The 26,574-nt window shown below is 47.3% G+C and carries 25 protein-coding genes; 14 read left to right on the top strand and 11 right to left on the bottom strand.

The features are described from left to right. Positions 1-75 precede the first annotated feature (75 nt). From rplT to pheT, 3 genes are read left to right on the top strand one after another with little or no spacing between them, the layout of a single operon-like run. A complete protein-coding gene (gene rplT, locus ACNI23_RS02485) occupies positions 76-429 on the top strand; it encodes a 50S ribosomal protein L20 (protein WP_015851226.1) in 354 nt (117 codons plus the stop codon). After that, a complete protein-coding gene (pheS, locus tag ACNI23_RS02480) occupies positions 430-1,476 on the top strand; it encodes a phenylalanine--tRNA ligase subunit alpha (RefSeq protein WP_420246522.1) in 1,047 nt (348 codons plus the stop codon). A gap of 32 nt (positions 1,477-1,508) precedes the next feature. Beyond that, positions 1,509-3,920: a phenylalanine--tRNA ligase subunit beta gene (gene pheT, locus ACNI23_RS02475; protein WP_420246520.1), complete on the top strand. Its 2,412-nt coding sequence runs from the start codon at positions 1,509-1,511 to the stop codon at positions 3,918-3,920. Positions 3,921-4,002: 82 nt separating this feature from the next. On the opposite strand, the gene ACNI23_RS02470 is transcribed toward pheT, so the two are convergent. Continuing rightward, positions 4,003-5,505 (bottom strand): NHL repeat-containing protein, encoded by a 1,503-nt coding sequence (locus ACNI23_RS02470; protein ID WP_420246518.1) that lies wholly within the window; start codon positions 5,503-5,505, stop codon positions 4,003-4,005. 388 nt (positions 5,506-5,893) lie between these two features. Between ACNI23_RS02470 and ACNI23_RS02465 the strand changes: the two genes are divergently transcribed. Then, positions 5,894-6,511 carry a TetR family transcriptional regulator gene (locus tag ACNI23_RS02465; protein ID WP_420246516.1) on the top strand — a complete coding sequence of 206 codons (618 nt, stop codon included), beginning with the start codon at positions 5,894-5,896 and terminating at the stop codon, positions 6,509-6,511. Then, positions 6,493-7,293 carry a hypothetical protein gene (locus ACNI23_RS02460; RefSeq protein ID WP_420246514.1) on the top strand — a complete coding sequence of 267 codons (801 nt, stop codon included), beginning with the start codon at positions 6,493-6,495 and terminating at the stop codon, positions 7,291-7,293. The genes ACNI23_RS02465 and ACNI23_RS02460 overlap by 19 nt, the downstream gene beginning before the upstream one ends. A gap of 82 nt (positions 7,294-7,375) precedes the next feature. Here the strand turns inward: ACNI23_RS02460 and ACNI23_RS02455 are convergent, their stop codons facing one another. Continuing rightward, positions 7,376-7,666: a hypothetical protein gene (locus ACNI23_RS02455; RefSeq protein ID WP_420246512.1), complete on the bottom strand. Its 291-nt coding sequence runs from the start codon at positions 7,664-7,666 to the stop codon at positions 7,376-7,378. 225 nt (positions 7,667-7,891) lie between these two features. On the opposite strand from ACNI23_RS02455, the gene ACNI23_RS02450 reads away from it, so the two are divergent. After that, complete coding sequence (locus ACNI23_RS02450; protein WP_420246511.1) at positions 7,892-10,012, top strand: pentapeptide repeat-containing protein; 2,121 nt, start codon at positions 7,892-7,894, stop codon at positions 10,010-10,012. 417 nt (positions 10,013-10,429) lie between these two features. Here ACNI23_RS02450 and hydF read toward each other — a convergent pair whose 3' ends face one another. The 8 genes from hydF to ACNI23_RS02410 all read right to left on the bottom strand — a co-directional run bounded on the left by hydF (position 10,430) and on the right by ACNI23_RS02410 (position 18,173). Beyond that, complete coding sequence (hydF, locus tag ACNI23_RS02445; protein ID WP_420246510.1) at positions 10,430-11,632, bottom strand: [FeFe] hydrogenase H-cluster maturation GTPase HydF; 1,203 nt, start codon at positions 11,630-11,632, stop codon at positions 10,430-10,432. Further along, positions 11,625-12,647, bottom strand: coding sequence for a [FeFe] hydrogenase H-cluster radical SAM maturase HydE (gene hydE, locus ACNI23_RS02440; RefSeq protein WP_420246508.1), 1,023 nt, complete (start codon positions 12,645-12,647; stop codon positions 11,625-11,627). Before hydE ends, hydF begins: the two co-directional genes overlap by 8 nt. Next, positions 12,610-13,215, bottom strand: coding sequence for a hypothetical protein (locus ACNI23_RS02435; protein ID WP_420246507.1), 606 nt, complete (start codon positions 13,213-13,215; stop codon positions 12,610-12,612). The genes hydE and ACNI23_RS02435 overlap by 38 nt, the downstream gene beginning before the upstream one ends. Next, positions 13,212-14,651: an aspartate ammonia-lyase gene (locus tag ACNI23_RS02430; RefSeq protein WP_420246505.1), complete on the bottom strand. Its 1,440-nt coding sequence runs from the start codon at positions 14,649-14,651 to the stop codon at positions 13,212-13,214. Before ACNI23_RS02430 ends, ACNI23_RS02435 begins: the two co-directional genes overlap by 4 nt. Positions 14,652-14,669: 18 nt before the next feature. Beyond that, positions 14,670-16,094 (bottom strand): [FeFe] hydrogenase H-cluster radical SAM maturase HydG, encoded by a 1,425-nt coding sequence (gene hydG, locus ACNI23_RS02425; protein WP_420246504.1) that lies wholly within the window; start codon positions 16,092-16,094, stop codon positions 14,670-14,672. Positions 16,095-16,108: 14 nt separating this feature from the next. Then, positions 16,109-16,351: a TM1266 family iron-only hydrogenase system putative regulator gene (locus ACNI23_RS02420; protein ID WP_320008982.1), complete on the bottom strand. Its 243-nt coding sequence runs from the start codon at positions 16,349-16,351 to the stop codon at positions 16,109-16,111. A gap of 214 nt (positions 16,352-16,565) precedes the next feature. After that, a complete protein-coding gene (locus ACNI23_RS02415; protein WP_420246502.1) occupies positions 16,566-16,904 on the bottom strand; it encodes an iron hydrogenase small subunit in 339 nt (112 codons plus the stop codon). A 12-nt stretch (positions 16,905-16,916) separates the two neighbouring features. Continuing rightward, the gene (locus tag ACNI23_RS02410) at positions 16,917-18,173 is read right to left on the bottom strand and encodes a [FeFe] hydrogenase, group A (protein ID WP_420250550.1); all 1,257 of its coding nucleotides are present in this window, start codon (positions 18,171-18,173) and stop codon (positions 16,917-16,919) included. Positions 18,174-18,593: 420 nt separating this feature from the next. Here ACNI23_RS02410 and ACNI23_RS02405 point away from each other — a divergent pair, with 420 nt between their 5' ends. The 8 genes from ACNI23_RS02405 (at position 18,594) to ACNI23_RS02370 (ending at position 25,238) form a co-directional block, all read left to right on the top strand. Further along, positions 18,594-19,991, top strand: a complete 1,398-nt coding sequence (locus tag ACNI23_RS02405) for a sigma 54-interacting transcriptional regulator (RefSeq protein ID WP_420246501.1) — start codon at positions 18,594-18,596, stop codon at positions 19,989-19,991. Between the two features lie 267 nt (positions 19,992-20,258). Beyond that, positions 20,259-20,531 (top strand): hypothetical protein, encoded by a 273-nt coding sequence (locus tag ACNI23_RS02400; protein WP_420246499.1) that lies wholly within the window; start codon positions 20,259-20,261, stop codon positions 20,529-20,531. A 93-nt stretch (positions 20,532-20,624) separates the two neighbouring features. Continuing rightward, positions 20,625-21,173, top strand: coding sequence for a GNAT family N-acetyltransferase (locus tag ACNI23_RS02395; protein WP_420246497.1), 549 nt, complete (start codon positions 20,625-20,627; stop codon positions 21,171-21,173). 16 nt (positions 21,174-21,189) lie between these two features. Beyond that, positions 21,190-21,462 (top strand): hypothetical protein, encoded by a 273-nt coding sequence (locus ACNI23_RS02390; protein WP_420246495.1) that lies wholly within the window; start codon positions 21,190-21,192, stop codon positions 21,460-21,462. A gap of 21 nt (positions 21,463-21,483) precedes the next feature. Continuing rightward, a complete protein-coding gene (gene potA / locus ACNI23_RS02385; protein ID WP_420246493.1) occupies positions 21,484-22,602 on the top strand; it encodes a spermidine/putrescine ABC transporter ATP-binding protein PotA in 1,119 nt (372 codons plus the stop codon). Next, positions 22,592-23,446: a spermidine/putrescine ABC transporter permease PotB gene (gene potB, locus ACNI23_RS02380; RefSeq protein WP_420246491.1), complete on the top strand. Its 855-nt coding sequence runs from the start codon at positions 22,592-22,594 to the stop codon at positions 23,444-23,446. The genes potA and potB overlap by 11 nt, the downstream gene beginning before the upstream one ends. Next, entirely contained in the window at positions 23,443-24,210 is a 768-nt protein-coding gene (gene potC, locus ACNI23_RS02375) for a spermidine/putrescine ABC transporter permease PotC (RefSeq protein WP_420246489.1), read from the top strand. Before potB ends, potC begins: the two co-directional genes overlap by 4 nt. Continuing rightward, positions 24,210-25,238: an extracellular solute-binding protein gene (locus ACNI23_RS02370; protein ID WP_420246487.1), complete on the top strand. Its 1,029-nt coding sequence runs from the start codon at positions 24,210-24,212 to the stop codon at positions 25,236-25,238. The genes potC and ACNI23_RS02370 overlap by 1 nt, the downstream gene beginning before the upstream one ends. 80 nt (positions 25,239-25,318) lie before the next feature. Here ACNI23_RS02370 and ACNI23_RS02365 read toward each other — a convergent pair whose 3' ends face one another. Beyond that, positions 25,319-26,398, bottom strand: coding sequence for an acyltransferase family protein (locus ACNI23_RS02365; RefSeq protein WP_420246485.1), 1,080 nt, complete (start codon positions 26,396-26,398; stop codon positions 25,319-25,321). Positions 26,399-26,574 lie beyond the last annotated feature (176 nt).

Genomic DNA, 26,574 nt, shown 5'->3' with positions numbered 1-26,574 from the left:
CACTTTATTTGAACACTCCTGTCCACGGAACTACGTTCGTGGCTGGTTTTAGAGAAAATTCCCTAGGAGGAATAAATGAGAGTAAAACGTGGTGTCGCCGCTAAGAGGCGTCATAAAAAATATTTGAAAATGGCCAAGGGTTTCCGTGGTTCCGGATCAACCCTTTACCGCACCGCCAGAGAGCGTGTTGAACGTTCCCTTTGCATGGCTTACGTTGGTCGTAAGCTCCGCAAACGCGATATGCGTAAACTCTGGATTCAGCGTATTAACGCTGCCGCACGCCTGAACGGTATGTCCTACAGCCGCCTTATTCACGGCCTTTCTACCGCTGGCGTTACCCTGAACCGCAAAGTTCTCGCCGATCTGGCTGTAAACGATGCTCCTGCATTCGCCAAAGTGGTTGAGATCGCAAAAGCTCAGGTAAGCTAAATGTCGGACGTAAAGTCCCTGTTACAGGAACTTGAAGGCCTGGTCCCGGAGTGCTCTGCACGCCTGGATCAGGCTTCTTTGTCTGAACTGGAAGATATCAAGATCGACATGCTCGGCCGCAAGGGCCGCGTAGCCAAAATTATGTCCGGTCTGCCCTCACTTCCTAACGAAGACAAGCCTGTCGCAGGTAAAAAAGCCAATGAAGTAAAGGCCGCTCTCACAGCGCTCATCGAGGGAAAGCAGAGCGAGCTTGCAAAAGCCGCCACCGCTGAGAGTCTGTCCCGTTTCGACCCTACCATGCCCGGACGCAAACCTGCTGAAGGCTCGCTCCACCCGGTCACCCTCGTCATGGACGAGATTTGTGACGTATTCATCGGGCTGGGCTTTGAAGTCGTAACCGGACCCGAAGTTGAAAATGACTGGTACAACTTCGAAGCACTGAACATTCCGCCGGAACACCCCGCACGCGATATGCAGGACACCCTGTACATTTCAGATTCCATCCTGCTGCGTACCCACACCTCTCCGCTGCAGATCCGCACCATGAAGGACAGAACTCCTCCGCTGGCAGCAATCGCACCGGGTAAGGTTTACCGCAGGGACTCCGACCTGACCCATACCCCCATGTTCCACCAGATCGAAGGTTTTCTCGTCGATCAGAACGTAAGTATGGCAGACCTGCGCGGAACACTTACAGCATTCGTCCACCAGCTTTTCGGACCCAAAACTGACGTACGTTTTCGCCCCAGCTTCTTTCCCTTTACCGAGCCCAGTGCGGAAGTTGATATCTCCTGCGTAATGTGCGGCGGTAAAGGTACCATCGACGGCAAACCCTGCCGCGTATGCAAGCAGACCGGCTGGGTGGAAATCCTCGGCTGCGGCATGATGGACCCCAACGTAATGAAAGCAGTTGATTACGATACCGAAAAATACTCCGGTTTCGCATTCGGACTCGGCATTGAACGCGTAGCCATGCTCAAATACGGCATCGGCGACCTGCGCATGTTCTTTGAAAACGACATCCGATTCCTCGAACAGTTTTCCTAATATATACGCAGTAAATACTGCTGGAGGCTCAAATGCTTTTAAGCATGCAATGGCTGCGGGATTTCGTTCCATATGAGGGCGAAATTCAGGAGCTTGGCGACAGGCTGACCATGCTCGGCCTTGAGCTTGAAGAAATTTTCAATCCTTTTGAAGCGATCAAAGACATAGTTGTCGGTCACGTTGTGGAGTGCGACAAGCACCCTGAGGCCGACAAGCTGTCTGTTTGTAAAGTAGACGTCGGTGACGGCGAGCTTCTTGATATCGTTTGCGGTGCACCCAACGTGACCAAGGGCATCAACGTGCCTGTGGCCAAAGTCGGCGTGACCATGCCCGGCGATTTCAAAATCAAGAAGGCCAAACTCCGCGGTGTTAAATCCAACGGCATGATCTGCTCCGAGCGCGAACTGGAGCTCTCCGACGCGCACGAAGGTATCATGATTCTGCCCGAGGGCCTGAAACCCGGTGTGAAGTTTACCGAAGCCATGAACATGGAAGATACGGTTCTTGATCTGGGTATCACTCCCAACCGTGCCGACTGCCTGTCCATGCTCGGTATTGCCCGTGAGACCTCTCTGGCATTCGACCTGCCCATCACCATGCCCAAACTCAACCTCGTTGAGAACGGTGGTAATGCGGCAGATATGCTTAAGATTGAGATCGATGATCCCGACCTTTGCCCGCTCTATCAGGCCAGAATCCTGCAAGGCGCAAAGATCGCACCTTCCCCGGACTGGATGCGTTACCGTCTCCTTTCCGTGGGTGTTCGTCCCATCAGCAACATTGTTGACGTGACCAACTACATCCTTTTCGAACTGGGCCAGCCCCTGCACTCCTTTGATGCAGACCTGCTCAAAGGCGGCAAGATCCGTGTCGGCCTTGCTCCTGAAGGAACCAAATTCACCACCCTTGATGAACAGGAACGTAAGCTTATCGGCTCCGACCTGCTCATCTGGGATGCCGAGCGTCCGGTTGCGCTGGCCGGTGTTATGGGCGGCATGAACTCCGAGATTAACGACGACTCCACCAACGTGGTCCTCGAATCCGCAGTATTCCGTCCCGGCCTCATCCGCAAAACCGCCCGCCGTCTGGCCCTGCCTTCTGAAGCATCCTACCGCTTCGAACGTGGCGTGGATCAGCAGATGAACACCTTTGCAATGGACCGTGCAGCTCAGCTCATGAGCGAACTGTCCGGCGCGAAAGTTGTTTCCGGCGTGGCAAAGAACGAGCCCACTCCCTGGCAGGATCGTACCCACGATTACCGCCACAAGCGCTGCAACAGCTGGCTCGGTCTGGACCTCGAACCTGAATTCAGCAAAAAAGCTTTCTCCCTCATGGGGCTGGAAGTTAACGATAGCGATGCAGATTGCTGGAAGGTATCCACCCCCTCCTACAGACTGGACCTCGAACGCGAGGCCGACCTGTACGAAGAAGTAGCCCGCTACTTCGGCATGGATAAGATTCCTTCTGTTCTGCCCCGCATCTCCAAGACCTTTGACGCTTCCGTTATTGCGGAAACCCCTTACGGCTTTTACCGCCGCATTAAAAACTGGGGACGCGGCATAGGTCTGCACGAAGCCATCAACTATAGCTTCGTAGGTGATGATGATCTCGACCTTCTGGGCCTGCCCAAAGAAGGACGCGTGAACATCGCCAACCCCCTGAGCGAAGACCAGAACGTAATGCGTACCGAGCTGGCTCCCGGACTGCTCAACACCGTGCGTCACAACCTCGCACAGGGCAACACCCACATCCGGGTGTTTGAGATCGCCAAAAAATTCATCAAAGATGAAACTTCCGATACAGAAACCCGCGAGCAGACCCGTCTGGGCATTATGCTCAACGGTCCCCGTTCCAACGCCGAATGGCCCAACGAACAGGGCGATGCCGACTACCTCGATGTAAAAGGCCTCGTAGAACACCTGCTGGCCGACCTCAAGCTGGCCAACTCAAAGTGTAACCCAACCTTCGCCCTTGCTGAAGATCACAGCTACCTTGAGCCTTGCGTGAACATCACTCTCGGTGAGAAAGAAATCGGCTTCATGGGCATGGTCAAGGCAGATATTGCCGATAAGTACCACGCCAAGAAAGAAGTATGGATGGCTGACCTCAACGCTGATCTGCTCCGTGAGATCGTCATGGATCACGAGATCAAGTTCGAAACACTTCCGGTATTCCCGCCGTCCAGACGTGACGTAACCGTAATCGGTCCCGTTTCCCTGCACGCGGAAACCATCAAGGAAGCGATCCTCGGCCTGAGACTGCCGCTGATCGAATCCGTGGAACTGGTTAACGTATTCGTGCCTGAAGGTCAGGACGAAGAACGCAACCTTTCCTTCCGCATCACCTACCGCCACGGCCAGAAAACTCTGACTGACAAGGCAGTAGACAAAGAACACAAGAAAGTGCTCGCAGGTCTTGAAAAGTCCCTGCCCGTACGTTTCTAGTTCTCGAACTGACGCAATTTAAAAGCCCTGCTGAACATGTTCAGCAGGGCTTTTTTTTACTAAGGATTATCTAATCTAGTCGTTATCTCTTCTTCCCGTAGCTACGCAGAATAGAAAGTAGTACACCAAATCCGAGCATTAACCATTCAAATCCAAATCCGGCGACAGGGTTAAAGACACAACCTGTCCCGGAATCAAGAGAACCAAGTACAGCAGGGTCTTTGATCTGTCCAAGAGTTCTATCTTCATCATATTTTCCATTATCTTGTACAACAAAATTGACACGATAAGTTGCACCTAAGTTGAGAACGGTGTCACCAGAGAGAAAGTTACCATCATCATCCTCAATCCACCAGGTTCCCTCTGTGTCAGGATCCGCAATCGGAGAATATCCACCAAAAAATATACTTGTACCATTCGTACTAAAACACTTCAGCAGAGAGTACGTCCCAGCGGTACCGTTAAGAGCGTTTGAACTAAATGAAAAAACCCCATTTGCTCCATTGCTATCCACTGTGGCTTCAAATTCAGCCAAAGGAGTTACCTTAGCAAAAGTGGGCGGCGGCGAGTATGCTGAAACGAAAACAGCCTCCGAAGTACTGTTCTGAACAGACTTCGTAACACTTACAGTCACACCGCTTTGCTGATGTGTTGCTGGCGATACATAACCTGTTTCCATAGTAATATCGATGACAGAGCCTATATCTGAGGCAGTGAAAAATCTGTTTGCTGCAACATCCCCGTTGGCGGAAGTGCTGAAAATTTCAACCGCTTTAGCGAAGTTACTGTAGTTAGCCGCGTATATATTTCCGTCATCAACAATCAAAGAATGTACAGAACTTAAACCAGTATTTACATTACCCTTAATTGTTGTGAGGGGTGCTACTGCACCAGCTCCTGTAGCTGTATAGGTGTCGACTTGATCGCCATCTGAAGAATAGATTATTCCATCTGCGATAAAAAGACCTCTGGGAGCACTGAGAGACCCTGAAAGATCAAGCTCCCTTTTCTTGGTAGCAGCTACGGTCCCAGATGCAGTGATTTCAAAAACATATATTTTTGTATCAGAGCACTGCACATATAATTCTCCGTTATATACTGCACATGCATACGGATAATGAGTAAAACCAGTAATCTCCCTTGTCGGCGCGACATCACCGGAATTACTTGTTTTGAAAACCTTAACCGATTTGACACTTTCATCAGAACAATAGATATATCCATCGTGTATGATAATATCTCTCGGAAGACTTAATCCTGTATTGTCTCCGGTTATCTGACGTGTTGGAGCCACGTTACCATTATCAGAAACCTTAAAGACGTTAATGGTTTTACCTGAATCATTAGTTACGTATATTTCATCATTATAGACAGCAATACCATACACATTGCTAGCAGTTAAAGTTGTAGCTAACCCGCTGATCGTCCGAGTTGGAGTAGCTGTACCACTAGATTCTGAATCAAAAACAAAAACAGAAGCCTTAGACCTGCTTAGAACATATATATCTTTTGCCTGTGTTAAGCTTGGGGTCATTAACACACCAGTTAAGGATAGCAAAACAATCAACCTAAAAATTTTATTCATACTATTCGTCCCTGTTCAACGCTCATATCCGACACTACACCCTGCATAAATACAATTAAGTGCATAGTAAACCAAATCAGTAACAACAAGTATTATATATAGCTATTAAATACTATTGCTAAACGCTTTATGTGTTTAACATATAGCAATATAAATTTAATTATACAATTAAAAACATACTAGTAAACGCTTTTGTTATTTGTCATATTAACCATTATAACAACATTTTTTGTTCCTCTGTAACAAGCCGCAAAGACACTTACCCTTCACTAACAAACCAATCCCACCTTTACATACACGACTGGACTTTCCCGCACTCAGGTTGTAATAGGATTATGTTACAAGAAGAAGCTAACTTAATGAGAAAATAAGCAAAACAGGAACAGACATGGCCAGAAAGACCAAAGAAGAAGCAGAGAAAACGCGGCAAGCCCTGCTTGCCTCGGCCTTCAAGGTGTTTAATGAAAAAGGATATGCCAAGACCACACTGCAGGATATCGCCGAAGATGCCGGAGTGACTCGCGGGGCAGTCTACTGGCATTTCAAAAATAAAACCGATCTTTTTGGGAAACTCTTTGATTATGCATTCATGCCTGTTCGCGATCTACTCTTCAGTAAATTTGAAGAAGACCTCGAGCCCAAAGAGATGCTCATCAGCCTCATGCAGGTCTGGATCTCACATGCAGGTACGGAAGAGAATTTCCGGGCAGCATTCGGTATCATGTTCAACAAGACTGAATGGTCTGAAGAGCTCATGCCTTTCAAAATGAAATTCAGGGAATATGAATACAAGTTCCTGAAAAGAACCGAAAAGATTATTGAGCAAGGCCAGCAGGATGGTGTTTTCAGAGAGAGTCTGAAACCAAGCGTTGCGGCCGCACAGTATTTTTCGATCCTGCTCGGACTGGCACAGTATTCCCAGTTCTTCCCGGAAGAAGTAAACATCCATAAAGAATCCGAATCTTTAATCGAAATGTTCATGCACTCATGCTTAAAAGACAAGTAATCATCCTCATTACCGCCCTGCTGCTAATGACAAGTTCTGCCTTTGCAGCGGACAAGGAACTCTTCCCCACCAGCGAATTCAAGCTCGGTTACGAGGGGATGTACATGTATTACGATGAACCCGATGTAATGCATGAAAAAGGTATCCTCAATGGTGGATTCGGATCGTGGACAGGATATTTTTCAGACTACAACATCATGCTCAATGCCGAACTTGAAGGCCTTGCCGGATCGCTGCGCTACAGCGGTAAATACAGCGACGGCACGCCGCTGGAATGCGACACTGACGACTACTTCATCAGTGGGCGCGCCACCATCGGCATGGGTCTCGATTACGGACACACAGGAATTACCCCCTACCTCGGCATAGCTGCCCGCTACTGGAATGACGACATTAAAACCACCGGCGGTTACGAACGTCAGATCAAGCAGGTCTATCTGCCCGTGGGCGTTAATATCGTCACCCGACTTGACGAAGGCTGGTCCATCGGCGGAACCCTTGAAGGCGACCTGTTGCTGGGCGGTAAGGTCAAAAGCAAGCTTTCCGATGTCGGGTCGAACTATGAAGACGTCAACAACACACAGGAATTCGCTTCCGGTGGCGGTGGACGTGTATCAGCATTCCTTGAATACGACTTTGATGATTATGCACTGGGGATGGAGCCATACTTCCGTTACTGGCATATTGAAGACTCAGAGAAAGACACAGTAAGCACCGGAACCTACATGGAACCGAAAAATAAGTTCTATATGTCCGGGCTTCGTCTTTACGTTAAATTTTAGATCCACACCAAAGCAAAAAAAATCCCCTGTTGATTATCTCAACAGGGGATTTTTTTACGCCTTACGTATTATCCGAACAGGCTTAGTGACCTTTGCAAACATGTTTGCTGGAAGCCCAGCCATCCATATACCATGCACGATCGCCCTGTATCTGCAAGCCGTGCACACGAATATACTCCAGCTGATCTTCCGAATATTCCTGACCCTCAATAGGCATAAGAGCATCGACTTCAGAAGGTCCGTAAGCCTTTTCTGAATCGTCAGCAACGAATACGGGCTTACCCATGTCCCCTTCGGGGTGTTTAGTGGTCAGCTTTCCAAGCCCAATCCCCTCTGCCTTGCATGGCACTTCTATGTCATGAACAATATCCATTTTGAGTCTCCTTAACTTTGGTGAGTAATGCCAGATAGTACTAACCGATGAAATATGCTGTCATAATAAGCATAATATTCATGCATATACAATATGGGAGTTCTGCATAGGGGTATGGCATCAGGAGTAATTGCGCCCACGCTTTGAGATTTTCCTGCTGGATTGTTCATATATTTTTGCGATATAGAGCAGCAATCAGAAGAACAATTACTTGCGAGGAATTTGATGGGCTGTTGTATCGGAGAAAAGCATAGCAACTGGTGTCAGGATAACCTTACTGGCCCCAGTTATCCCCCGGTTTATATTGATAAAGAAGGAAATGAGTATTGTATCTTTCACGCTCCGGCAGAATGTAAGTTTGTAGAGTTGTATGATGAGCGTGAAGGCGGTGAGAAACCCGCTTTAATGAGTGGGGAAGATTTTAATCAGCTTGTATTTGATCGGATACAGGGGGTTATTGATGCTGGGGAGGATGAGGAAGCAGATTTCAGAGACACATATACTTTTATAGTTGAATGGAATCCTCGTTGCAATTTTGCAGGAACTATTTTTCCATACACAATCTCATTTTCATTATTTCATGAGAAAAAAAATATCTCACTTCCGCCTATAAGTTTTCAAAAAACTACATTTTTAGAACAAACTTTTTTTGACCAGATTCATTTCACATCAGATGTTTATTTTGGAATAGCAATTTTTGAAAGAGATATTTTATTCAAGGGGACTCTTTTCAATGGGTATGCAGATTTCAATGGAGCCAATTTTCTAGGACATGCGACTTTTGGGCAAACGACATATAATTGTGGAGCTTCTTTTCTTGAATGTGTCTTTGCTGGACAGGCTGATTTTGAAATATCTGTATTCAAGGCTTTTACAGAATTTAACAAGACCCTATTTAAAGATGAAGCTATTTTTGAAGGAACTAAATTTCATGAAGCTGCTACATTTACTAAATCTATTTTTGATAAAGAAGCCAATTTCAATGCAGTACAATTCAGAGGTCTTGCTTATTTCGAAAATGCTTATTTTCATTCGGAAGCTCATTATTTTTCAACTCAATTCAGGAAGAACGCAACCTTTTCATTCTCAGTATTCAGTACCAATGCAAGATTCGATGATTCTCAATTTAGAGGTGATATAAGTTTTTTAGAAACATTCGTTTACGGAGATATGGTGTGCAATAGAGTTCAATTTCGGTCAGAAGCTATATTGACCGACTCAAAACTCGGAACAAGAAGCTGTTTTCAAGAGACACAATTTCGTGCAGATGCATATTTCTCAGGAACTTCATTAGGAGAAACACATTTTAATGATTCGGAATCACGTAAAAAAATTTACTTTGATGATGCATATTTTAACAGTGCTGATTTTGAACTAATGGAATTGAAAGGTCCTGCAGCTTTCAACGGAGCACACTTTAACAATCGGACCAGCTTTAAAAATTGTATTTTTAGCGACTACACAAACTTCGAACAATCCTCTTTTAAGAACTATACCTCCTTCAAATATGCCCATTTTAAAGAATGGACTTACTTCAAAAATGTAATATTTGAAGGCGAAATCGAATTTGCAGGGGCAATTTCCAAAGAAACCATCCTCATAGAATCAACAAAACTTTTTAATCTCAAGCTATCCGAAACAAACATAGAATCCTTCCAATTCACAGAATGCACATGGCCCACAATAGACGGACGAAAAGCTATCTACGATGAAATCCAAGCCCTTGAATCAGACCAAACACCTGATTACTTGAAGCTTGAAGAAATTTACCGCCGCCTCCAAAAAATAGCCCGCCAAAACAACGATGAAGTGCAAACCTCAGCATGGCATTACAAAGAAAAAGACATGTCACGCAAAAGGCTGTCACATGTATCCTTATTTCCATTAATTATAATCGCCACCCTAGCCCTTGCTATGACTATGTGCATTAACCAAATACTTAAAAGTAATGCCCTAAACTCAAGCTCATTTATCACCTGTCTTATTTTGGCAAGTTCACCATTTTTACTTGCCTATGACGAATATAAAACTAACCAAAAATCACACAAATGGTTTCCCAAAATATACCTAAACATCTACCGCGCTATAAGTGGCTACGGAGAAGAACCTCTAAGAGCTTTTCTCTGTTTAATACTTTTTATTGTAACCGCTTTCTTTATGCCCACAGACCTACTAACTCACTATAAATTTGCAGCAATAACGACCGCAGCCCAATACCTACCAATTATTAAAATTAGCTCAGAACCACTCAGCCTAGCTACGCTAGCACAAGCACTCTGGAGATTGCTTATAACAATCCAAGCCGCCCTCTTCGCCTTCGCCCTCCGCAACAAACTAAGAAGATAAAAAAAGGCCCAAGCATAGCGCTCGGGCCTTTTTTCTTCATCCACTCAAAAACGAGCCACCACATATTTCATGAATAAGTTTTAAATATTCATCAAACTTTGTAACACCTTTTCTTGACTGGTAACACAAAATCAAGTAGATACTTTTCAAGAAAAACGGCCCCAGTCCGGAAAGAAGCTACTGCTCAGCACGCTTTCCGGCTTCTTGAATACCCTCAAGAAGATCTACCTCCATCCCCGGGGCATTAAGTTTTTCAAATCCCACGGCGACTCGGAAATAACTACCTCTAGATTCGAGCACGAGCCTGATAGCGCCTGTCCCTGCTATCAGGCCCGTGGGGATACACGAAGCATAAAAAAAGGCCGACATCCATCTTAATGAAAGCGGATGCCGGCCTTTTTGGTTTTTAGAAGAATCCTACAGTTCAAATGGACGGATAACCCGATCCAAGACTCCCTGCACTTTGGATATTGCTACGCCGTAATTAGTAACCGGAACCCCGCTACGCTGGCATTCTTTGATGCGACGAAGCATCTCGCTGCGATTAAGCATGCAGGCTCCGCAATGAATAACCAGCTTGAAGCGCTCCAAATCTTCAGGGAAATCATGACCGGAATACATAACAAAATTGATGTCCTTTCCGGTATACTGGCGAATCCAGCGCGGAATCTTAACCTTTCCGATATCATCGGCAACGGGGTGATGGGAACATGCCTCACCCATCAGGACAGTATCCCCATCCTGCAAGGAATCAATGGCCTTTGCACCTTCTACAAGACTGGGCAAATCCCCTTTGTAGCGGGCAAACAGAGTCGAAAATGTTGTTAACGGAATCTCATCCGGCACATCCCCGGCAACGCTCATAACAACCTGTGAATCAGTTATGACCAACGCGGGCTTGCGCTTCATTGAAGACAATGTTTCCTCAATCTCCCGTTCTTTGACTGTTACCCCCACAGCATCGCAATCGAGGATTTCACGCAGAACCTGAACCTGCGGGAGAATCAACCTTCCTTTGGGGGCTGCAAGGTCAATGGGCACCACGCAGACAACCCAGTCGCCCTCACCGAACAGATCACCTGCGAGGACTGGATCGCGCTTCATTTCTTCCGGAGCAAGCGTGATGATGGCTTCCTTGAGTTTATCAATGGAACAGGCTTCCAGCACTGAAGTCTTGTAAAATGGGATTCCGCGCTGACGGCAATAGTCCATATCAGACTCAAGCGGCTCGCACAGATCATTCTTATTGAAAGCTACCAGATAAGGAATTTCCAGTTCAGCAACCTTGTCTATCAACTTCATTTCGTAATCGGTAAGTCCATCTTCGCCAACGACAACCAGAGCAAGGTCAGTGCGCATCATGACCTTATTGGTAGCCTTAATACGCAACTCGCCGACCTCTCCGCTATCATCCAGTCCGGCTGTATCATAAAATGTCACAGGACCGAGAGGGAGCAATTCATAATGCTTTGCCACCGGATCAGTGGTTGTTCCGGGCTGATCGGAGACAATCGCCACATCCTGCCCGGAAATGGCGTTGATTAATGAAGATTTACCGGCATTGCGTTTGCCTACAAGGGTTACCACAAGACGGACACCGCGAGGAGCCTTATTAGACATTATTCATTCTCCTTGAAGAACCTTTGGAAGCTGACGGCACAAAACCAAGTGCGCGGACTAATTCTTCGGCTCGGGAAATAGTATCGGCAACATCTACAGAAATAGCATTCTTGCCGGGATATATATTGTAATCCTTCCGCTTGGCGGCGGGAGTAACCGAAGGCATAATGACATTGCAACCACGCTGCAAGCCCTTTTCCCTGCCCTTTGAATCAAAGGAATCAAGGGCGGAGGTAGCAGGAATATTAGACAGCGGATTTAGCAAACGGGCCAAAGCTGTAAACCTGTATGAAAGCTCAATATCGCTTGTTTCTGCTAAAGAAAAAGGTGTATCGGGATGCGGAATAAACGGCCCTGCCGCGATCATATCCAGATCGAGGGCACTAAGAAAAAGTAAGTCATCTGCAAGCTGCTCCAAGGTATAGTCCGGAAGCCCTACAATGATTCCAGACCCCACCTCATAACCTATATCCTGCAAGGACCGCAGCAACTCGATACGCTGATGATAATTCTCACCACACCTGATTCTTTTATAGATCTCCGGGGCAGTTGTTTCCAGCTTAAGCAGGCAGCGGTCAGCACCGCAGTTAAACCAATGCTCGTATTCCCCGGCACTACGGTCTCCCAGTGAGAGAGTTACCGCCACATCGTGCGATTCCTTGATCCCTAGAATGATATCCTCGACCTGCGCTGGGGAATAGTTGAAGTCATCACCGGACTGCAGAACAATGGTACGCGCACCTGCCTCAGCAGCCAGATGCGCGGATTCAATTATGGAATCAACCTTCATGCGGTAACGACTCACTTTGGAATTAGGAGCACGCAGCCCGCAATAATTGCACTTCTTATTGCAGATGTTAGAAAACTCGACAATGGCCCGCAAATACACTTCACGCCCAAACGATTCTTCCCGCAAACCATCGGCTATTGCATACAATTCTTCATCATTGCCGCCATTCAGGTAATACAAAATATCATCACGCCCGAGCACAGCCATCATCAACCCCTTCAACATTTACACTGCACTTCATAGCCCTGGAACATTCACTGACCAGTCTGAATGCGGCAATCTCATCAGCCCCGGCTCCAACCGGAACATTTCCTGACTCGGCCCAGCTAAAAAGTTTTTCAACATCAGCCTCAACACATCCCCAGAATCCTTGAGGAGCATGAACGCTGGAATGGGCGTACTGCCCGAAACAAATGGTATCATCTACAATAACAAGCGGCAGACATGGAAGATTGCCGGCCGGAAAAACATTTACCTTTTCAGGATGACGTTCAGCCAGTTCAGCTAAAAATGATTGTGAAAGCTCAAGCTCATCATCGACAGACTGCCGGGAAATTCCGAAACGAAGAGCAGTTAAGAACGAATCGTCCCATCCATTTTCGCTTCCGGGCTGCACGGCAATAACATCAAGGCTGTTGAAACCGGTACGCGACAAGGCTTTCTCCAATCCCTGAATATGAACTTCGGACTTTGAAAAAGGGCCGTAAACCGCGGCATGGAGGATAATTCTCCTCTTCGCCTCGGCAAACATTGCAGGAATGCCCAACTCTCCTACGCCACTTACGAGCTTCATTTCTTCTTACCCCACTTTACTTCATCCGAGGTGAAACCCTGCTTGCAAAGCCGTTGCGGCGACAGAAGTTCGTCAACGTCATCAGCCCCGGCAAGCCCCTGAAAAACAATTTCATCCCGTAATGAACGCCCGGATTCACGGCAGGCAGCGATTAGTTTTTCCACAGAGCTATACCCCAGAACCGGAACCAGAACCGTGGCCAGCGCGTAGCTGGACTCCACATGCTCGCGGCAGCGGTCAGTGTCAGCGGTTATCCCATGTACACAATTACGAGTAAAACTTACGGTTACATTTTGCAGCAGACTTAAGGAATTAAGGATATTGTGCGCCAGAAGCGGCATAAACTGATTAAGCTCCAACTGAGCCATAGACGCGGCAAGAGTAATGGTCTGATCATTGCCCATAACCTGCAAAGCCACCTGCGCAACCGATTCAGGTATAACCGGATTGACTTTACCGGCCATGATGGATGAACCGCACTGACGTGCAGGAAGTTTGATCTCTCCAAGCCCGGTAGAAGGTCCGCTACTCAACAGCCGCAGATCATTTGCGATCTTCATCAGATTTGTGGCGTAGGACTTAAGCATGCCGGAGACTTCTACAAAAGAATCACAATTCTGGGTGGCATCAATAAGATTCTCTGCCCTTGAAACTGGCAGACCGCATATATTTTTCAACTCGCCTGCAACCCTGAGGATGTAGTCCCGAGGTGCACCAAGTCCTGTTCCAATAGCAGTCCCGCCCAGATTGACCTTCTTAATCCTTTCCCGGCATTTGAAAATGCGCCAACGGTCACGGGCGATAGCATCAGCAAAGGCACCGAAAGTCATTCCCAGCGTCATGGGAACAGCGTCCATCAGTTGCGTCCGCCCCACTTTTACAACCTGTGAGAATTCCGTTTCTTTCTGCTGTAATGTCTCTTGAAGTTTTGAGACCTCTTTTTCCAGATCAACCAGCTGCGCAAGAACTGCCACCTTCAGAGCCGTGGGGTAAACATCATTGGTGGACTGATGCATATTTACGTGATCAACGGGGTGGACCAGATTGTAGTCCCCAAGTTCACCGCCCAATATCTCAACTGCCCTGTTGGCTATGACTTCATTAAAATTCATATTAGTGGAAGTTCCCGCACCGCCCTGATAAGGATCAACCACTATACTGGAATTAAATTTACCGGAGGAAACATCCCTGCATGCCGTAATAACCGCCCTTCCTATCCTGTCATCCAGAAAGCCCAGTTTCATATTTACAGCAGCACATGCCTCTTTCACCTGCCCGAATGAGCGGATAAACCGATCATGAATTCGGGAATCGGATAGCGGGAAATTGAGCATAGCCCGCCGGGTATGGATACCGTAATACGATTCCGCCGGGATCTCCATTTCACCCAGCGCGTCCTTCTCTATGCGGAAAGCAGTTTTTCCGACTTCAGACATATTTCCCCCGGATTCTAATTACAGATAGAGATCCCGCTCGCCTTTTTCCATACGGGAAAGGCGGTCAGTAAGCAGCTTGCGGCGTTCAGGATCAGCATAGCCTTCAATTTCCTTCCTGATCAATTCCTCACCTACTTTCTTGGTCTCTTCAGAAGCGTAGTCTTCAAGGTATTCCTTAAAAGTCAGCAAGCCATTGGGCAAGCAGAATTTCTGGATGAATCCGGTCTTGGCCAGTTCCATAAAATGCTCGCCGGTACGACCAAGGCGATAACAGGCAGTACACCATGAAGGCACATAGCCATGATCACCTACGATGGAACGGATGGTTTCATCAAGGGAACGGCTATCGCCAATACAGAACTGCTGAACCTCGGGACGGTCATATTCAGGATCACTGTAGGCGCCGGGGTATGTGCGCGAACCGCCTGAAATTTGGGAAACACCTACTTCCAGCAATTCTTTGCGGGTCTCGGGATTCTCTCTGGTAGACAGGATCAGTCCGGTATACGGCACTGCCAGGCGCAGTACTGCCACAATTTTTTTGAAATCATGAGGTGAAGAAAGGAAAGGAGGATTCAGTGCCAGATCAGAGTTCTGCGCAGGCTCAATACGGGGAAATGAGATAGTATGAGGACCTACGCCGTAATCGGCTTCCAGCTGCAAAGCATGATAGAGCAAACCCATAACCTCGAAGACCGGATCATAAAGACCGAAAAGCGCGCCCATGCCGACATCATCAATACCTGCTTCCATAGCTCGGTGCATGGCATAAAGACGCCAGTTGTAATCTGTTTTACGGCCCGCAAGGTGATATTTTTTGTATGTTTCCTGATGATAGGTTTCATGGAAACACTGATAGGTACCGATACCGACCTCATGCAATTTCCTGAAGCCCTCAACATCCAACGGTGCACAGTTGATGTTTACCCTGCGAATCTCACCACTCTTGCGGGAAGTAACGGAGTAAACATCTTTAACAGTCTGAGCAATCCAGTCCGCATCATACTTGGGGTGTTCACCATAAACCAGAAGAAGACGTTTATGCCCCAGATCTTCAAGGACCTCGACCTCTTTATGAATTTCTTCCGCAGTAAGAGTTCGACGTTCGAGATCTTTATTAGTGGCGTTAAAACCACAGTATGCACACTGGTTGGCGCATTCATTAGAAATATATAGAGGAGCAAAAAGGACCAATCTGTTGCCGTAGATTCCCTTTTTCACTTCAATGGCGGCTTCAAAAATTTCATTGTCCAACGCCTTGTCCTTGTTCTTCAGCAAAACCGCCGCCTCAAAGGGAGAAAGACCTTTTCTCTCCTTGGCTTTTGCTATGACGTCACGGACGAGGGATGGTTCAGGATTGGTGGCTTTTTCAATTTCCGACCAAATAAGCTCTTCATCAATAAATGATTCAAGATCGGTTCCAAGGGTGGCATTCTTATTCATAACGGTATCCTTTCCTACACGAGAAGTGATTTGACTTTTACGCCTTGAAGCATGCCAAGTTGCCCGGTTAATGCCCCGACCTCGTCCGTGGTTGCCTCGATAATTATACCGATGACATTCACGCCCTTTTCGCGGAAAGGAAGTCCCATGCGCCCTACAATGATTTCTCCATGCTCACTCAAGGTCTGATTGACCTTGGGTGCAGATTTGTATCTATCTTTGATGGTTATTCCTATAATTCCCAAACGCTTATCCATTAAAAAGGCTCCGCAATGGTCGAAGTAAAGAAGCAGCTGACAGCTTCCGGAGCTTGCCGGGGAAACCCCTGCAGGAAGTCAGGACGGACCCTTTTCCTCGGTAATTTGCCGGTAAGAAAAACACTGGCTGTTTTCACAAAACAGCCTCCGAAACTTGCGCCGACCCTTGGGCCAGATAAATCCTCACCTCAGGCAAACGCATGTATATAGTTTTTTAGAGATTCAGCTTGATGCCCTTCTCTTTCAAGGCATTAAGTTTGCTGCTGCGATCATAGTAATGAGTATGCAGGAGTTCATGGGATTTATGTCCGCAAGGACCATCATGCAGGAAACCTTTTTTGGGATCGTAAATTTTAACGATCATGGGGTTATCCTGAGATTTTCTGTACTTGTAGATATCCTTGTTGGCATCTGCTGCATAAACAGAGTTCTGACGGCGAGCAACGAAGTCCATGACTTCTGCCGCTGCCTCTTTGGCAATATTCACGCCCAAAACCGCATAACCGGCCACTGCACCTGCGGCCTTGATGAAACTGCGTCTGCTTAATTTCATATCAGTTTCTCCTTATGCCTTAATTTTGCGGGCTCTGAAACGCTTGTTGATCTGAGCCACTGTAGACCTGAACAGGGAAGCCCGGATTTCAGGATCAAGAGGCTGTCCGCCACCGTTAACGCAACCGCCGGGACAAGTCATAATCTCGATAAAGTGATAAGGAGATTTACCTGCACGAACTTCATCACAAAGCTTGGCAGCGTTATCAAGACCACTGGCAACTGCAACTTTCACAGTTCCGAAGTTGGGAACATGAACATCAGCAGTGTTGATGCCTTCATGGGTACGGACAACTTTGACATCAGGGCTGGGAATCTTGGTTCCGGAAAGGACTTCGTAAGCAAGCCTGAGAGCTGCTTCCATTACCCCGCCGCTGTTACCGAAGATGGTAGCCGCACCGGTTGATTCACCGAGAACCGGATCAGGATCTTCATCCGGCAGGTTGTTAAAATCAATACCTGCGGCCTTGATCAAGTAAGCCAGTTCACGAGTGTTGATAGTTGCATCGATGTCACGATCAAATCCGCTGTCATTCATCTCACTGCGCACGCCTTCGTACTTTTTAGCAATACAGGGCATGATGGACACAGTGTAGATTTTTTTACCTTCAGTCTTTGTTTCCTGTGCACCGTATGTCTTAGCCAAGGGACCAAGCATAGCGATAGGAGACTTACAGGTAGACAGATGCGGAAGCAGATCCGGATAAAAAGTCTCCGAAAACTTGATCCATCCCGGACAACAGGAAGTAAACTGAGGCAAAGGCAGAGTATCTTTTTTGCCCTGATTCTTGACCCTTTCAAGCAGTTCTGTTCCCTCTTCCATGATGGTCACGTCTGCTGCAAATTCGGTATCCCAGATATAGTCGAATCCAAGCTTGCGCAGAGCCGCGTGCATCTTTCCGCCAACATATGTCCCGGTAGACGCACCGAAACATTCGCCCAGAGCGTAACGAACCGCAGGAGCCGGCATAGATACAACAATGGTATCCGGGTCCTTAAGTTTCGCTGCAAGCTCATCAACGAAGGAAACACCCTCATAAATAGCACCGTACGGACAGTTGGTAAGACACTGACCGCAGTTCATGCAGGCAACAGGATCGACTATCCGGTGAGTGCCATCGTCATTGATAGACTGGATAGCACCACTGGCACAATATTCTTCACACGCACCACACCCTTCACACTTAGATTCATCAACCCGCACGAATCTGACAGTGTCTGCATCAACCCCCACAGGAGGAGCGTAAAGACTGTACTCAACACCCTCCATTCGTTTGGCATTTTCATTCACAGCAGGTTGGACCGCTGCCGCCCCGGCTGGCGGGGACTTTGGCGCACATCCTGACATGTATGGCCTCCTTTGTTAAAATTAGTTAACAAATCATCAAACACACCAAACACAAATACTGAAAAAGTAACACTAGAGATGCACTAATACACTTCTGTTATACGTGTCAATTAATGATCTAAAAGCATTACTATTTTTGGTAGACCTACATAGCCTACTAATTCCTTTATGAAAAATTTAAAATAATGATGGGACAAGCTATGATTCATCAGCTGGAAAGGACAAATGGAGAGCTGACACGCATCTTTTTGAGAGCCAGCAACAACATTTTAAGATTTGTGCAACTTTCTGATTGTGCTCAACCCAACATAGCCTTAAATACTCTATGAGGAGTTGTAACCTATGAGAAAGATGCTTGTGATTACCCGCGATGGGAGCAGATCGGAAGAAATCGGAGATCTGATTGACCAGATTGAAGAGATTCTAACCGAAACATCCACAGAATCATCCAGCCCAGAAGATGACCGGGAAGTAGATACACTTTTTGTAGACGTAGAATCGCTGCAAAAAAAGAACAAATCCATGACTAAAGCCCTTGATGACCTCTGGAAGCATTACCCGTCAGCCTCCATCGTAGTCATGGCCAGCGAGGAACAGACTAAGGTAGCTGTTGATGCGGTAAAAGCCGGTGCTTTTGATTACCTGACCCACCCCATTGAAAAAGAAGAACTGGGTCTGGTCATGGAGAAGGTCCGTGAATCCGATGTGCTTCAATCTGAACTGGACTATCTCAGAGGACAATTCTGGAACGACGACTCACTGGAATACGTGGACACTCGCAGCAAATCCATGCGCGATGTCTTTGCTAAGATCCGACAGGTAGCGGGAACACGTACCACGGTTCTGCTGACAGGTGAAACCGGTACCGGGAAAAGTCTTATTGCCAAGCTTATCCATGCCCACAGCAACCGCAAAGATATGCCTTTCATCAGCGTGCATTGCGGGGCGATTCCCGACACATTAGTGGAAAGCGAGCTTTTCGGTCATGAGAAAGGGGCATTCACCGGTGCTATCCGTCGCAAGCTGGGCAAATTCGAACTGGCCCACGAGGGCACTATTTTTCTTGATGAAATCGGCACTGTCAGTCAATCGGTGCAGGTTAAACTTCTCAACGTAATTCAAGAACGCATCATCCAGCGAGTCGGCGGCGAGAACGACCTTTCAGTCGATGTGCGCATTATAGCTGCAACAAATGAAGATATGGGGCAGCTCTGCGAGGAAGGCAAATTCCGGCGCGACCTGTTCTACCGACTCAATGTATTTCCCATTCGAATTCCCCCACTAAGAGAACGCCGGGAAGATATTCCCCGCCTCTCTGAGGGATTCATCAGGCAATTTAACGGACTGCTGAATACCGAAATCAAAGGCATTCATCCCCAGGTACTGGACACTCTTCTCGAATATGACTGGCCTGGGAACGTACGGGAGCTGGAAAATGTTATTGAACGAGCCTGCATTCTGGAAACAGGAGACATTCTACAGCCGGACAGCTTTCCCCCGGACTTGCTGGATACGCAGGGTGAAGTGGTCACCTCTCCGGTCAAAACCAGCCTTCCTCTCAAGGAAGCCCGCCAGATAACCGTAGACAGATTTGAAAAACAATACCTTTCCAGTCTGCTTGAGCAATGTAATGGTGTTATCAAAACCACAGCTGAAAAAGCAGGAATAACGACCCGGCAACTAAGCAAGCTGATGAACCGCCATGCCCTCAAACGAATAGACTTCAAAAACAAGAAATAAGAATTCTCTCTCCTTTGTTTATAAGAACTAAAAGTTCCTATCTATTCATAATACACTAAAATAACAGAATTATATTTAGACGCCACAAAAGCCAATCTTGCATATGCAAGATTGGCTTTTGTCTTTTTTTAGCCTTTTTCAGCGCAACAAGAACTATTAATTCCTACTGTAATCACAAATAAAGACTCTAAGTATTTAAAATCAAGGACTTACAACTTTGGCATTCCTTATGCTTTGGCTGCGCAGTTGAAAATGTCGTGAGGTCTTATGGAAAAATTATCTACATCTGCGCAAAGCACCAGAACAACCGTCAGAGGCATGGCCCTTCCTGCTCAATGGAACGCCCGCTTCGAAGTGACAGGCATTCTTGTTGCCTGCCGGGATGAACGGGAGCTTCGCGTGGAAAATCTTGAAAGTTTTCCGGAATTACGGACATTTTCGCAAAAGGAAGCATTTTTTACCGGTGTCATTAACCAAAAAGATGGCATGGAATCCATTCTGCTGGAAAGCTTTACACTGATAGAAAATGCTGGGGAGTGACGGGAGATTCACGCCAACGGAAGCATACCGCAACTGAATGACGCACTCGCCCCCCCCCTCATGCAATAAAACCAATAACAAAGGTGATGAGAGATGGCTCTAGAGGAAGTTGCATCTGTCGAAACGCAAGAGGTTGCAATCGCATCGGGACTTACCCCGGATGAGGTTGAACAAGTTTTAAGCATGGCAGCGGCCAGTGGACTTTTTTCGTCCTCAGAAATGACCTCTGCAGAATCCATGGCATGGGACAGTGCCTATGGAAACGGCAGTGAACCTGACACGTTTCTCAAGGCAACTATAAAGAAAGCCGGACAGGATCAGGTTATCGGTTTTATCTGTTTCGGACCCATTCCGTACTGGCCGGGAAATTATGAGATGTACGCAATTGCCGTCGACCCTGACTTCCAGAGGCTCGGAATCGGTTCTGCTCTGATCGCCGAGATGAACAGAATGATTGATTACGAGAACGGGCAATGCATCTTTTTGGAAACAAAAACAGACCGTGCCTTTGAAAACGCACGTCTCTTTTGTGAAGCTAATAATTTCATTCCAGAACACCGTTATATCAAACAATTCATCCCGGAAGGCGGTGGAATTGTTTACAGATATGATATGGGTCCGGACGCTGACGAGCTTAACTAGTTACTGAGGGGGAAACATGGGTTCAGAAATTTATCAAGACACATTATACGGACAGCTTGTGCCCTCAGGATGGGACAACGACTCTGTATCCGAGCTTGTCCTGCTTGTAGATGGGGAAGAAGAATTCAACATCGAAAAAGACGAGTCCAGCAAGCTGCTTGCCAACTACATAGACAGATGGATCACAGTGCAGGCCGTAGTAACAGAAACAGATGATGATATCAGCGTTAAAATTCTAGGCTACACCCTTGAGGATGAAATGCAATTCGGAGGCGACGATGCCTGGTAACAAACAAAGGAAGAGATAATTTTGGCGAACAAGGTTATTAAGATATCCGACATATCTAAATCATATGACGGGGACATTGCCGTGAAAAAGCTGTCCCTGTCAGTTGACGATGGTGAATTCCTTACTCTGCTGGGACCGTCCGGTTGCGGCAAGACTACTATGTTGCGTCTTCTGGGCGGCTTTGAAAAATACGACAGTGGCGAGATATTTCTGGACGGCAAGCCCATGACCGGCATTGAGCCGGAGGACCGTCCGGTAAATACCGTTTTTCAAAGCTATGCCCTCTTCCCGCACATGTCAGTGTACGAGAATGTTGCCTTCGGCCTTAAAATAGCAGGTATTCCTGCAGCCGAGATTGCCGGCGAAGTTGAAAAAGCACTCAAGCTGGTCCGCCTCGGTGAAATGGGACAACGCATGCCCGGTGAACTTTCCGGAGGACAGCAGCAGCGCGTTGCCATCGCCCGTGCCATTGTCAACAAACCCCGCGTACTGCTGCTGGACGAACCCATGTCCGCTCTTGATTACCGCCTGCGCAAGGAAATGCAGAAGGAACTCAAGGAGCTTCAACGTACCCTCGGCATTACTTTCATACTTGTTACCCACGATCAGGAAGAAGCATTCACCATGTCTGACCGTGTGGTGGTAATGAATAAAGGATGCATTGAGCAGATCGGCACGCCTCGCGAAATTTACGAAGATCCCTCCAACCTATACGTGGCCCGCTTTGTAGGGGAAATCAACGTACTTGATGGGATCATCACCGGAAAAAAAGGGTGCTGCTTCAACGCCGAAGTTGAAGGAGTTCCTGTCATCGTCAAATCAAAACGTGAATTCTCCGAAGGAGACAAAGTCCACGTCCTGCTCAGGCCGGAAGATTTCCGGGTTGAGGTTATGCATGAAGTAAACGATGACCCGGAACTGGCTGAAAAGTTTGCCAAAGCACTCCTCAAAGGCACCGTTGAGCACACCTACTACAAAGGTGCGACATACGATCTGGACATAACCCTTGATGACGGTAAAAAAATTCTGGTTTCGGAGTTCTTTGATGAAGACGCCGAGACCCTCTACTTCCACGCCGGAGACCGCGTAGCAGTCGGCTGGTTCGAAGGCTGGGAGGTGGTCCTGCCCCATGAAGGATAGACGCTTGTTCAAACGTTTTATCATCGGGGGAGTTCTGGGCTGGATTACATTATTCGGAATTCTGCCCACTGTGATGCTTCTGGGTGTGAGCTTCATGACCCGGCATACCGATGACCTCGTTGCCCCGGTTTTTTCATTGGATAGCTATTTCCGGCTTTTCGAACCGGCACTGGGGACCATGCTTGTGCAATCATTGCTGATGGCGGGAACAGCCACATTGCTCTGTCTGCTCATCGGGTATCCATTTGCATACATTGTAGCCCGGGCCGGCAAAGAAGCGTCCCGGCTGATGCTTATGCTGGTCATGATCCCGTTCTGGACCAACACCCTGATCAGGACCTACGCCATGGTTGCTGTCCTTAAGGCTGACGGTATCCTGAACAAAACACTTATGTTTCTCGGCCTGATAGATGCACCCATTAAGATCATGTACACCCAGTCCGCCGTATTCATCGGACTGGTCTACACCCTGCTGCCGTTTATGATTCTGCCGCTCTACGCTGCTATCGAAAAACTCGACCAGCGTTTACTGGAATCAGCAAGAGACCTTGGAGCAGGAAGATGGCTTGCATTCAGGAAGATCACCATACCGCTGACCATGCCGGGAATTGTATCCGGATGCATGCTGGTATTTCTTCCGGCACTTGGAATGTTCTATATCCCCGATGTCCTCGGCGGAGCGCGGACAATGCTGCTTGGTAACTACATCCGTGACCAGTTCCTTACTGCAAGAGACCTGCCCATGGGATCAGCGGCATCCATTGCTCTGACCCTGATGATGGGACTTATGCTGGCCGTGTACTACCGTAGCATGCGCCGCTCCGGCAGGAGGCTTAAAATATGAATAAATTCATCAAGTCTCTGTACGTCGGGCTGGTTTACACATTCCTTTACCTGCCTCTGGCTGTAATGGCGGTGTACTCTTTCAATGCGTCCAAATACTCGCTTTCATGGAAGGGATTCACTCTGAAATGGTATGGCAAACTGCTCGCCAATACCACGTTGATTGATGCTGCATTGCGCTCAATGACCATTGCACTGATCTCGGCCACAATCGCCTGCCTGATCGGTACACTTGCAGCTTTCATGCTGCATCAATACCGCTTCAAAGGACGCGGGGCTGTTTTCGGCAGTATATTTGTCATGATGATGTCCCCTGACATTGTCATCGGTATTTCACTGCTGGTGCTGTTCATGGGAGCCGGTTTCACCCTTGGATTCTGGACGCTGCTCATGGGACACGTGACCTTATGTGTTCCGTTCGTCACCGCAACTGTTTATTCCCGATTCAAGGGATTCGACAGGACCGTGGTTGAGGCTGCCCGCGATCTGGGGGCAAACGAATATCTGGTTTTCAAAAAGATTATCGTCCCGATGGCGCTGCCCGGCCTGATGGCCGGATGGCTGCTGAGTTTCACACTCTCATTGGACGACGTAATCATCAGTTTTTTCACAACAGGGCCGACCTATGAAGTTTTGCCCCTGCGAATCTATTCCATGGTCCGTTTAGGAATTAAACCTGACGTCAACGCACTCAGCGTGGTGATGATCGGGATAACTGTTGTCGCCGTCATTTTATCTCGGCGTCTGCTTAAGGAGAAAAAATAATGAAAAAAATACTGCTGGCTCTTGCCATGGTTCTGTTCTACTGCGTGCCCACTTACGCCGGAAGCGGTGAACTCTATCTCTACATCTGGTCCGAATATATACCGGATGCAGTTGTGGAGAACTTCACTAAAGAAACCGGGATCAAGGTCCACATGTCCAACTACGACAGCAACGAAGCCATGTATACCAAGGTGAAACTGGCCGGAGAAGGATATGACCTGATTGTTCCCTCCTCTGACTATGTAAGCCTGATGCGTCGTCAGGGTCTGCTGCTGCCGCTGGACAAAAACCAGCTGAGCAACTTCAGCTACCTTGCCCCAAAGTTCACCAACCAGTCCTTTGACCCGGAGAACACATACTCCATCCCGTATATGTGGGGATCAACATCTATTGCAGTAAACACCGCCCTGCTCGGCAACGACACTGTAAACTCCATCGCAGATCTCTGGAAACCGGAACTTAAGGGCAAGCTGCTTCTGCCTAACGAACCGCGTGAAGCATTCGCACTTGCCCTCAAGCTGCTCGGCTATCCCTTGAACGAAACCGATCCTGCGCACATTGAGGAAGCCTATCAGAAGCTGAAAACTCTGATCCCGAGTGTTCGTGTTTTTGATTCCGACTCCCCCAAGCAGGCTCTGCTCGCCGGGGAAGTTGCAGTAGGCGTGGTATTTAACGGAGAAGCATTTATCGCCAATCAGGAAAACCCCGACATCAAGTACGTATACCCTCCTGAAGGATACAACCTCTGGGTGGATTCCCTGTGCATTCCCAAAGGAGCCAAGAATATTGAAGAAGCACACGCTTTCCTCAACTACCTGCTGCGCCCTGATGTCGCTACCATAATCTCTACTGAGATGGGTTACTCTACACCTAATGATGCAGCCATGAAACTTATCCCGAAAGAAGTGCGTAAAAACCCCATCGTTTACCCTTCAAATGAAGTAATCGAACGCGGAGAGTTTCAGGATTACTTAGGTGATTCTATGAAATTATATGATGAATACTGGGTTAAGTTGAAAACCGACTAATTCCCAAACCTCCATACATCACCGCCCCTGGCAGACGGGGGCGGTGGTGCCCAAACAACGCCAGCCAATACCGCTGTTTCTCACGCAGTACCAAGAATTGGATTACCGGAAGTCCATCTCCTTACTCTAGATTTCAAAACACCTATACCGGGGCTGAATAATAAAAAGGCTATCAGGGCCGCAGCCATTGAGACTGCAAAGATATGCCACCCAAGCGGATCATCTGCATACTCCTCAAAAAGTCCGATCACGGCATAATGCAGCAGATAAAAGGGATAAGTAACTTTACCCACGACACAATCCAGCACAAGAGACTGAAAAGCCCGGAAAATGAACGGCTGAAGAATTATGGCTCCCATGGGAAGAAAGAAGGGAGCATAAGTGTTGCTGACTCCACCGGCGATCATAACTAGAGCAATTAAAGTTATAAATGCCAGATAATCAACCGGAGATACTTTTTTCGAAAGACCGCAATAAAATCTGTAGGAAATAATACCGAACCCGAACAGCCAGAAATCAGCAGGGAAAAAGCGCAGAAAAAAACTTTGCTCTGAAAGCGGGGTCACAACGATCAGGACCCGCAATAAGAGACTTCCGAGACTTAAACTAAGCAGGTTTTTGGATTTTAATCGGACAAGAAATGGTGCCAGCGAGTAGAAAACTATTTCAAGCGAAAGAGACCATGCCTGCACCAGAAAAACATGATTATATATGCTAGACACATCCCCGCTTATAAAGTGTAAGGTCCCGCCCTCGGATACCCCTAGACTGAACAGCAACTCCTGCCCTACCACGCACACAGAAGTCCAAAGAACAATAATAAATCCTAATGGATTACTCAACATTTCAACCATCTGGGCACGACTTATCAGCGGATGGGCATCGAGAAAGAATAAAATTGCCGCACTAACTCCTACTGCAAATAAAAACATGGGATAGAGAGACAGTATGCGGCTCTTATAGAAACTGCCCGTACTCTCTTTCCTCTCTTCCAGAATCATGGCCATGTAAAAGCCTGACACTGCGAAAAATGTCAGCACCGCCTCATGACCATCAACCATCGGTAGCGCGGTCAACTCAAAATGAGAATTACAGACAGCTATAGCTAGTAACAACCTTATTATGCCCAACTTCAACTCCCGGAATATTGAACTCTTCACAACAGCAGGAATGTCAACATGACACTAAATGGAAATGAAACAGCTTTTATATACTCCGGACTGTTATCAACATACATGCCACCGAATAACAGGCTATAATCCATACACAATGTCAGTAGCGTTGAGACATGATAGGAACTATGAATTCCTCTTATATGAATGAAGTGACGTTATTT

Origin of the sequence: Maridesulfovibrio pacificus (SeqCode), assembly GCF_048612815.1 — a bacterium.
Taxonomy (GTDB): domain Bacteria; phylum Desulfobacterota; class Desulfovibrionia; order Desulfovibrionales; family Desulfovibrionaceae; genus Maridesulfovibrio; species Maridesulfovibrio pacificus.
Note: the sequence above shows the minus strand (reverse complement) of the source record. Positions and strands in the feature narration are given on the sequence as shown.

Excerpts from the sequence above, each read along its gene's own strand:
- hydG (WP_420246504.1), bottom strand. The coding sequence starts at position 16,094 with ATGAATAAGAATGCCACCCTTGGAACCGATCTTGAATCATTTATTGAT.
- pheS (WP_420246522.1), top strand. The coding sequence starts at position 430 with ATGTCGGACGTAAAGTCCCTGTTACAGGAACTTGAAGGCCTGGTCCCG.
- potC (WP_420246489.1), top strand. The coding sequence starts at position 23,443 with ATGAATAAATTCATCAAGTCTCTGTACGTCGGGCTGGTTTACACATTC.
- ACNI23_RS02430 (WP_420246505.1), bottom strand. The coding sequence starts at position 14,651 with ATGTCTGAAGTCGGAAAAACTGCTTTCCGCATAGAGAAGGACGCGCTG.
- ACNI23_RS02370 (WP_420246487.1), top strand. The coding sequence starts at position 24,210 with ATGAAAAAAATACTGCTGGCTCTTGCCATGGTTCTGTTCTACTGCGTG.
- rplT (WP_015851226.1), top strand. The coding sequence starts at position 76 with ATGAGAGTAAAACGTGGTGTCGCCGCTAAGAGGCGTCATAAAAAATAT.
- ACNI23_RS02410 (WP_420250550.1), bottom strand. The coding sequence starts at position 18,173 with ATGGAGGGTGTTGAGTACAGTCTTTACGCTCCTCCTGTGGGGGTTGAT.
- ACNI23_RS02470 (WP_420246518.1), bottom strand. The coding sequence starts at position 5,505 with ATGAATAAAATTTTTAGGTTGATTGTTTTGCTATCCTTAACTGGTGTG.
- ACNI23_RS02455 (WP_420246512.1), bottom strand. The coding sequence starts at position 7,666 with ATGGATATTGTTCATGACATAGAAGTGCCATGCAAGGCAGAGGGGATT.
- pheT (WP_420246520.1), top strand. The coding sequence starts at position 1,509 with ATGCTTTTAAGCATGCAATGGCTGCGGGATTTCGTTCCATATGAGGGC.
- ACNI23_RS02405 (WP_420246501.1), top strand. The coding sequence starts at position 18,594 with ATGAGAAAGATGCTTGTGATTACCCGCGATGGGAGCAGATCGGAAGAA.
- ACNI23_RS02435 (WP_420246507.1), bottom strand. The coding sequence starts at position 13,215 with ATGAAGCTCGTAAGTGGCGTAGGAGAGTTGGGCATTCCTGCAATGTTT.
- ACNI23_RS02450 (WP_420246511.1), top strand. The coding sequence starts at position 7,892 with ATGGGCTGTTGTATCGGAGAAAAGCATAGCAACTGGTGTCAGGATAAC.
- ACNI23_RS02390 (WP_420246495.1), top strand. The coding sequence starts at position 21,190 with ATGGGTTCAGAAATTTATCAAGACACATTATACGGACAGCTTGTGCCC.
- ACNI23_RS02460 (WP_420246514.1), top strand. The coding sequence starts at position 6,493 with ATGCTTAAAAGACAAGTAATCATCCTCATTACCGCCCTGCTGCTAATG.
- hydF (WP_420246510.1), bottom strand. The coding sequence starts at position 11,632 with ATGTCTAATAAGGCTCCTCGCGGTGTCCGTCTTGTGGTAACCCTTGTA.
- hydE (WP_420246508.1), bottom strand. The coding sequence starts at position 12,647 with ATGTTGAAGGGGTTGATGATGGCTGTGCTCGGGCGTGATGATATTTTG.
- potB (WP_420246491.1), top strand. The coding sequence starts at position 22,592 with ATGAAGGATAGACGCTTGTTCAAACGTTTTATCATCGGGGGAGTTCTG.
- ACNI23_RS02415 (WP_420246502.1), bottom strand. The coding sequence starts at position 16,904 with ATGAAATTAAGCAGACGCAGTTTCATCAAGGCCGCAGGTGCAGTGGCC.
- ACNI23_RS02465 (WP_420246516.1), top strand. The coding sequence starts at position 5,894 with ATGGCCAGAAAGACCAAAGAAGAAGCAGAGAAAACGCGGCAAGCCCTG.
- ACNI23_RS02400 (WP_420246499.1), top strand. The coding sequence starts at position 20,259 with ATGGAAAAATTATCTACATCTGCGCAAAGCACCAGAACAACCGTCAGA.
- ACNI23_RS02395 (WP_420246497.1), top strand. The coding sequence starts at position 20,625 with ATGGCTCTAGAGGAAGTTGCATCTGTCGAAACGCAAGAGGTTGCAATC.
- ACNI23_RS02420 (WP_320008982.1), bottom strand. The coding sequence starts at position 16,351 with ATGGATAAGCGTTTGGGAATTATAGGAATAACCATCAAAGATAGATAC.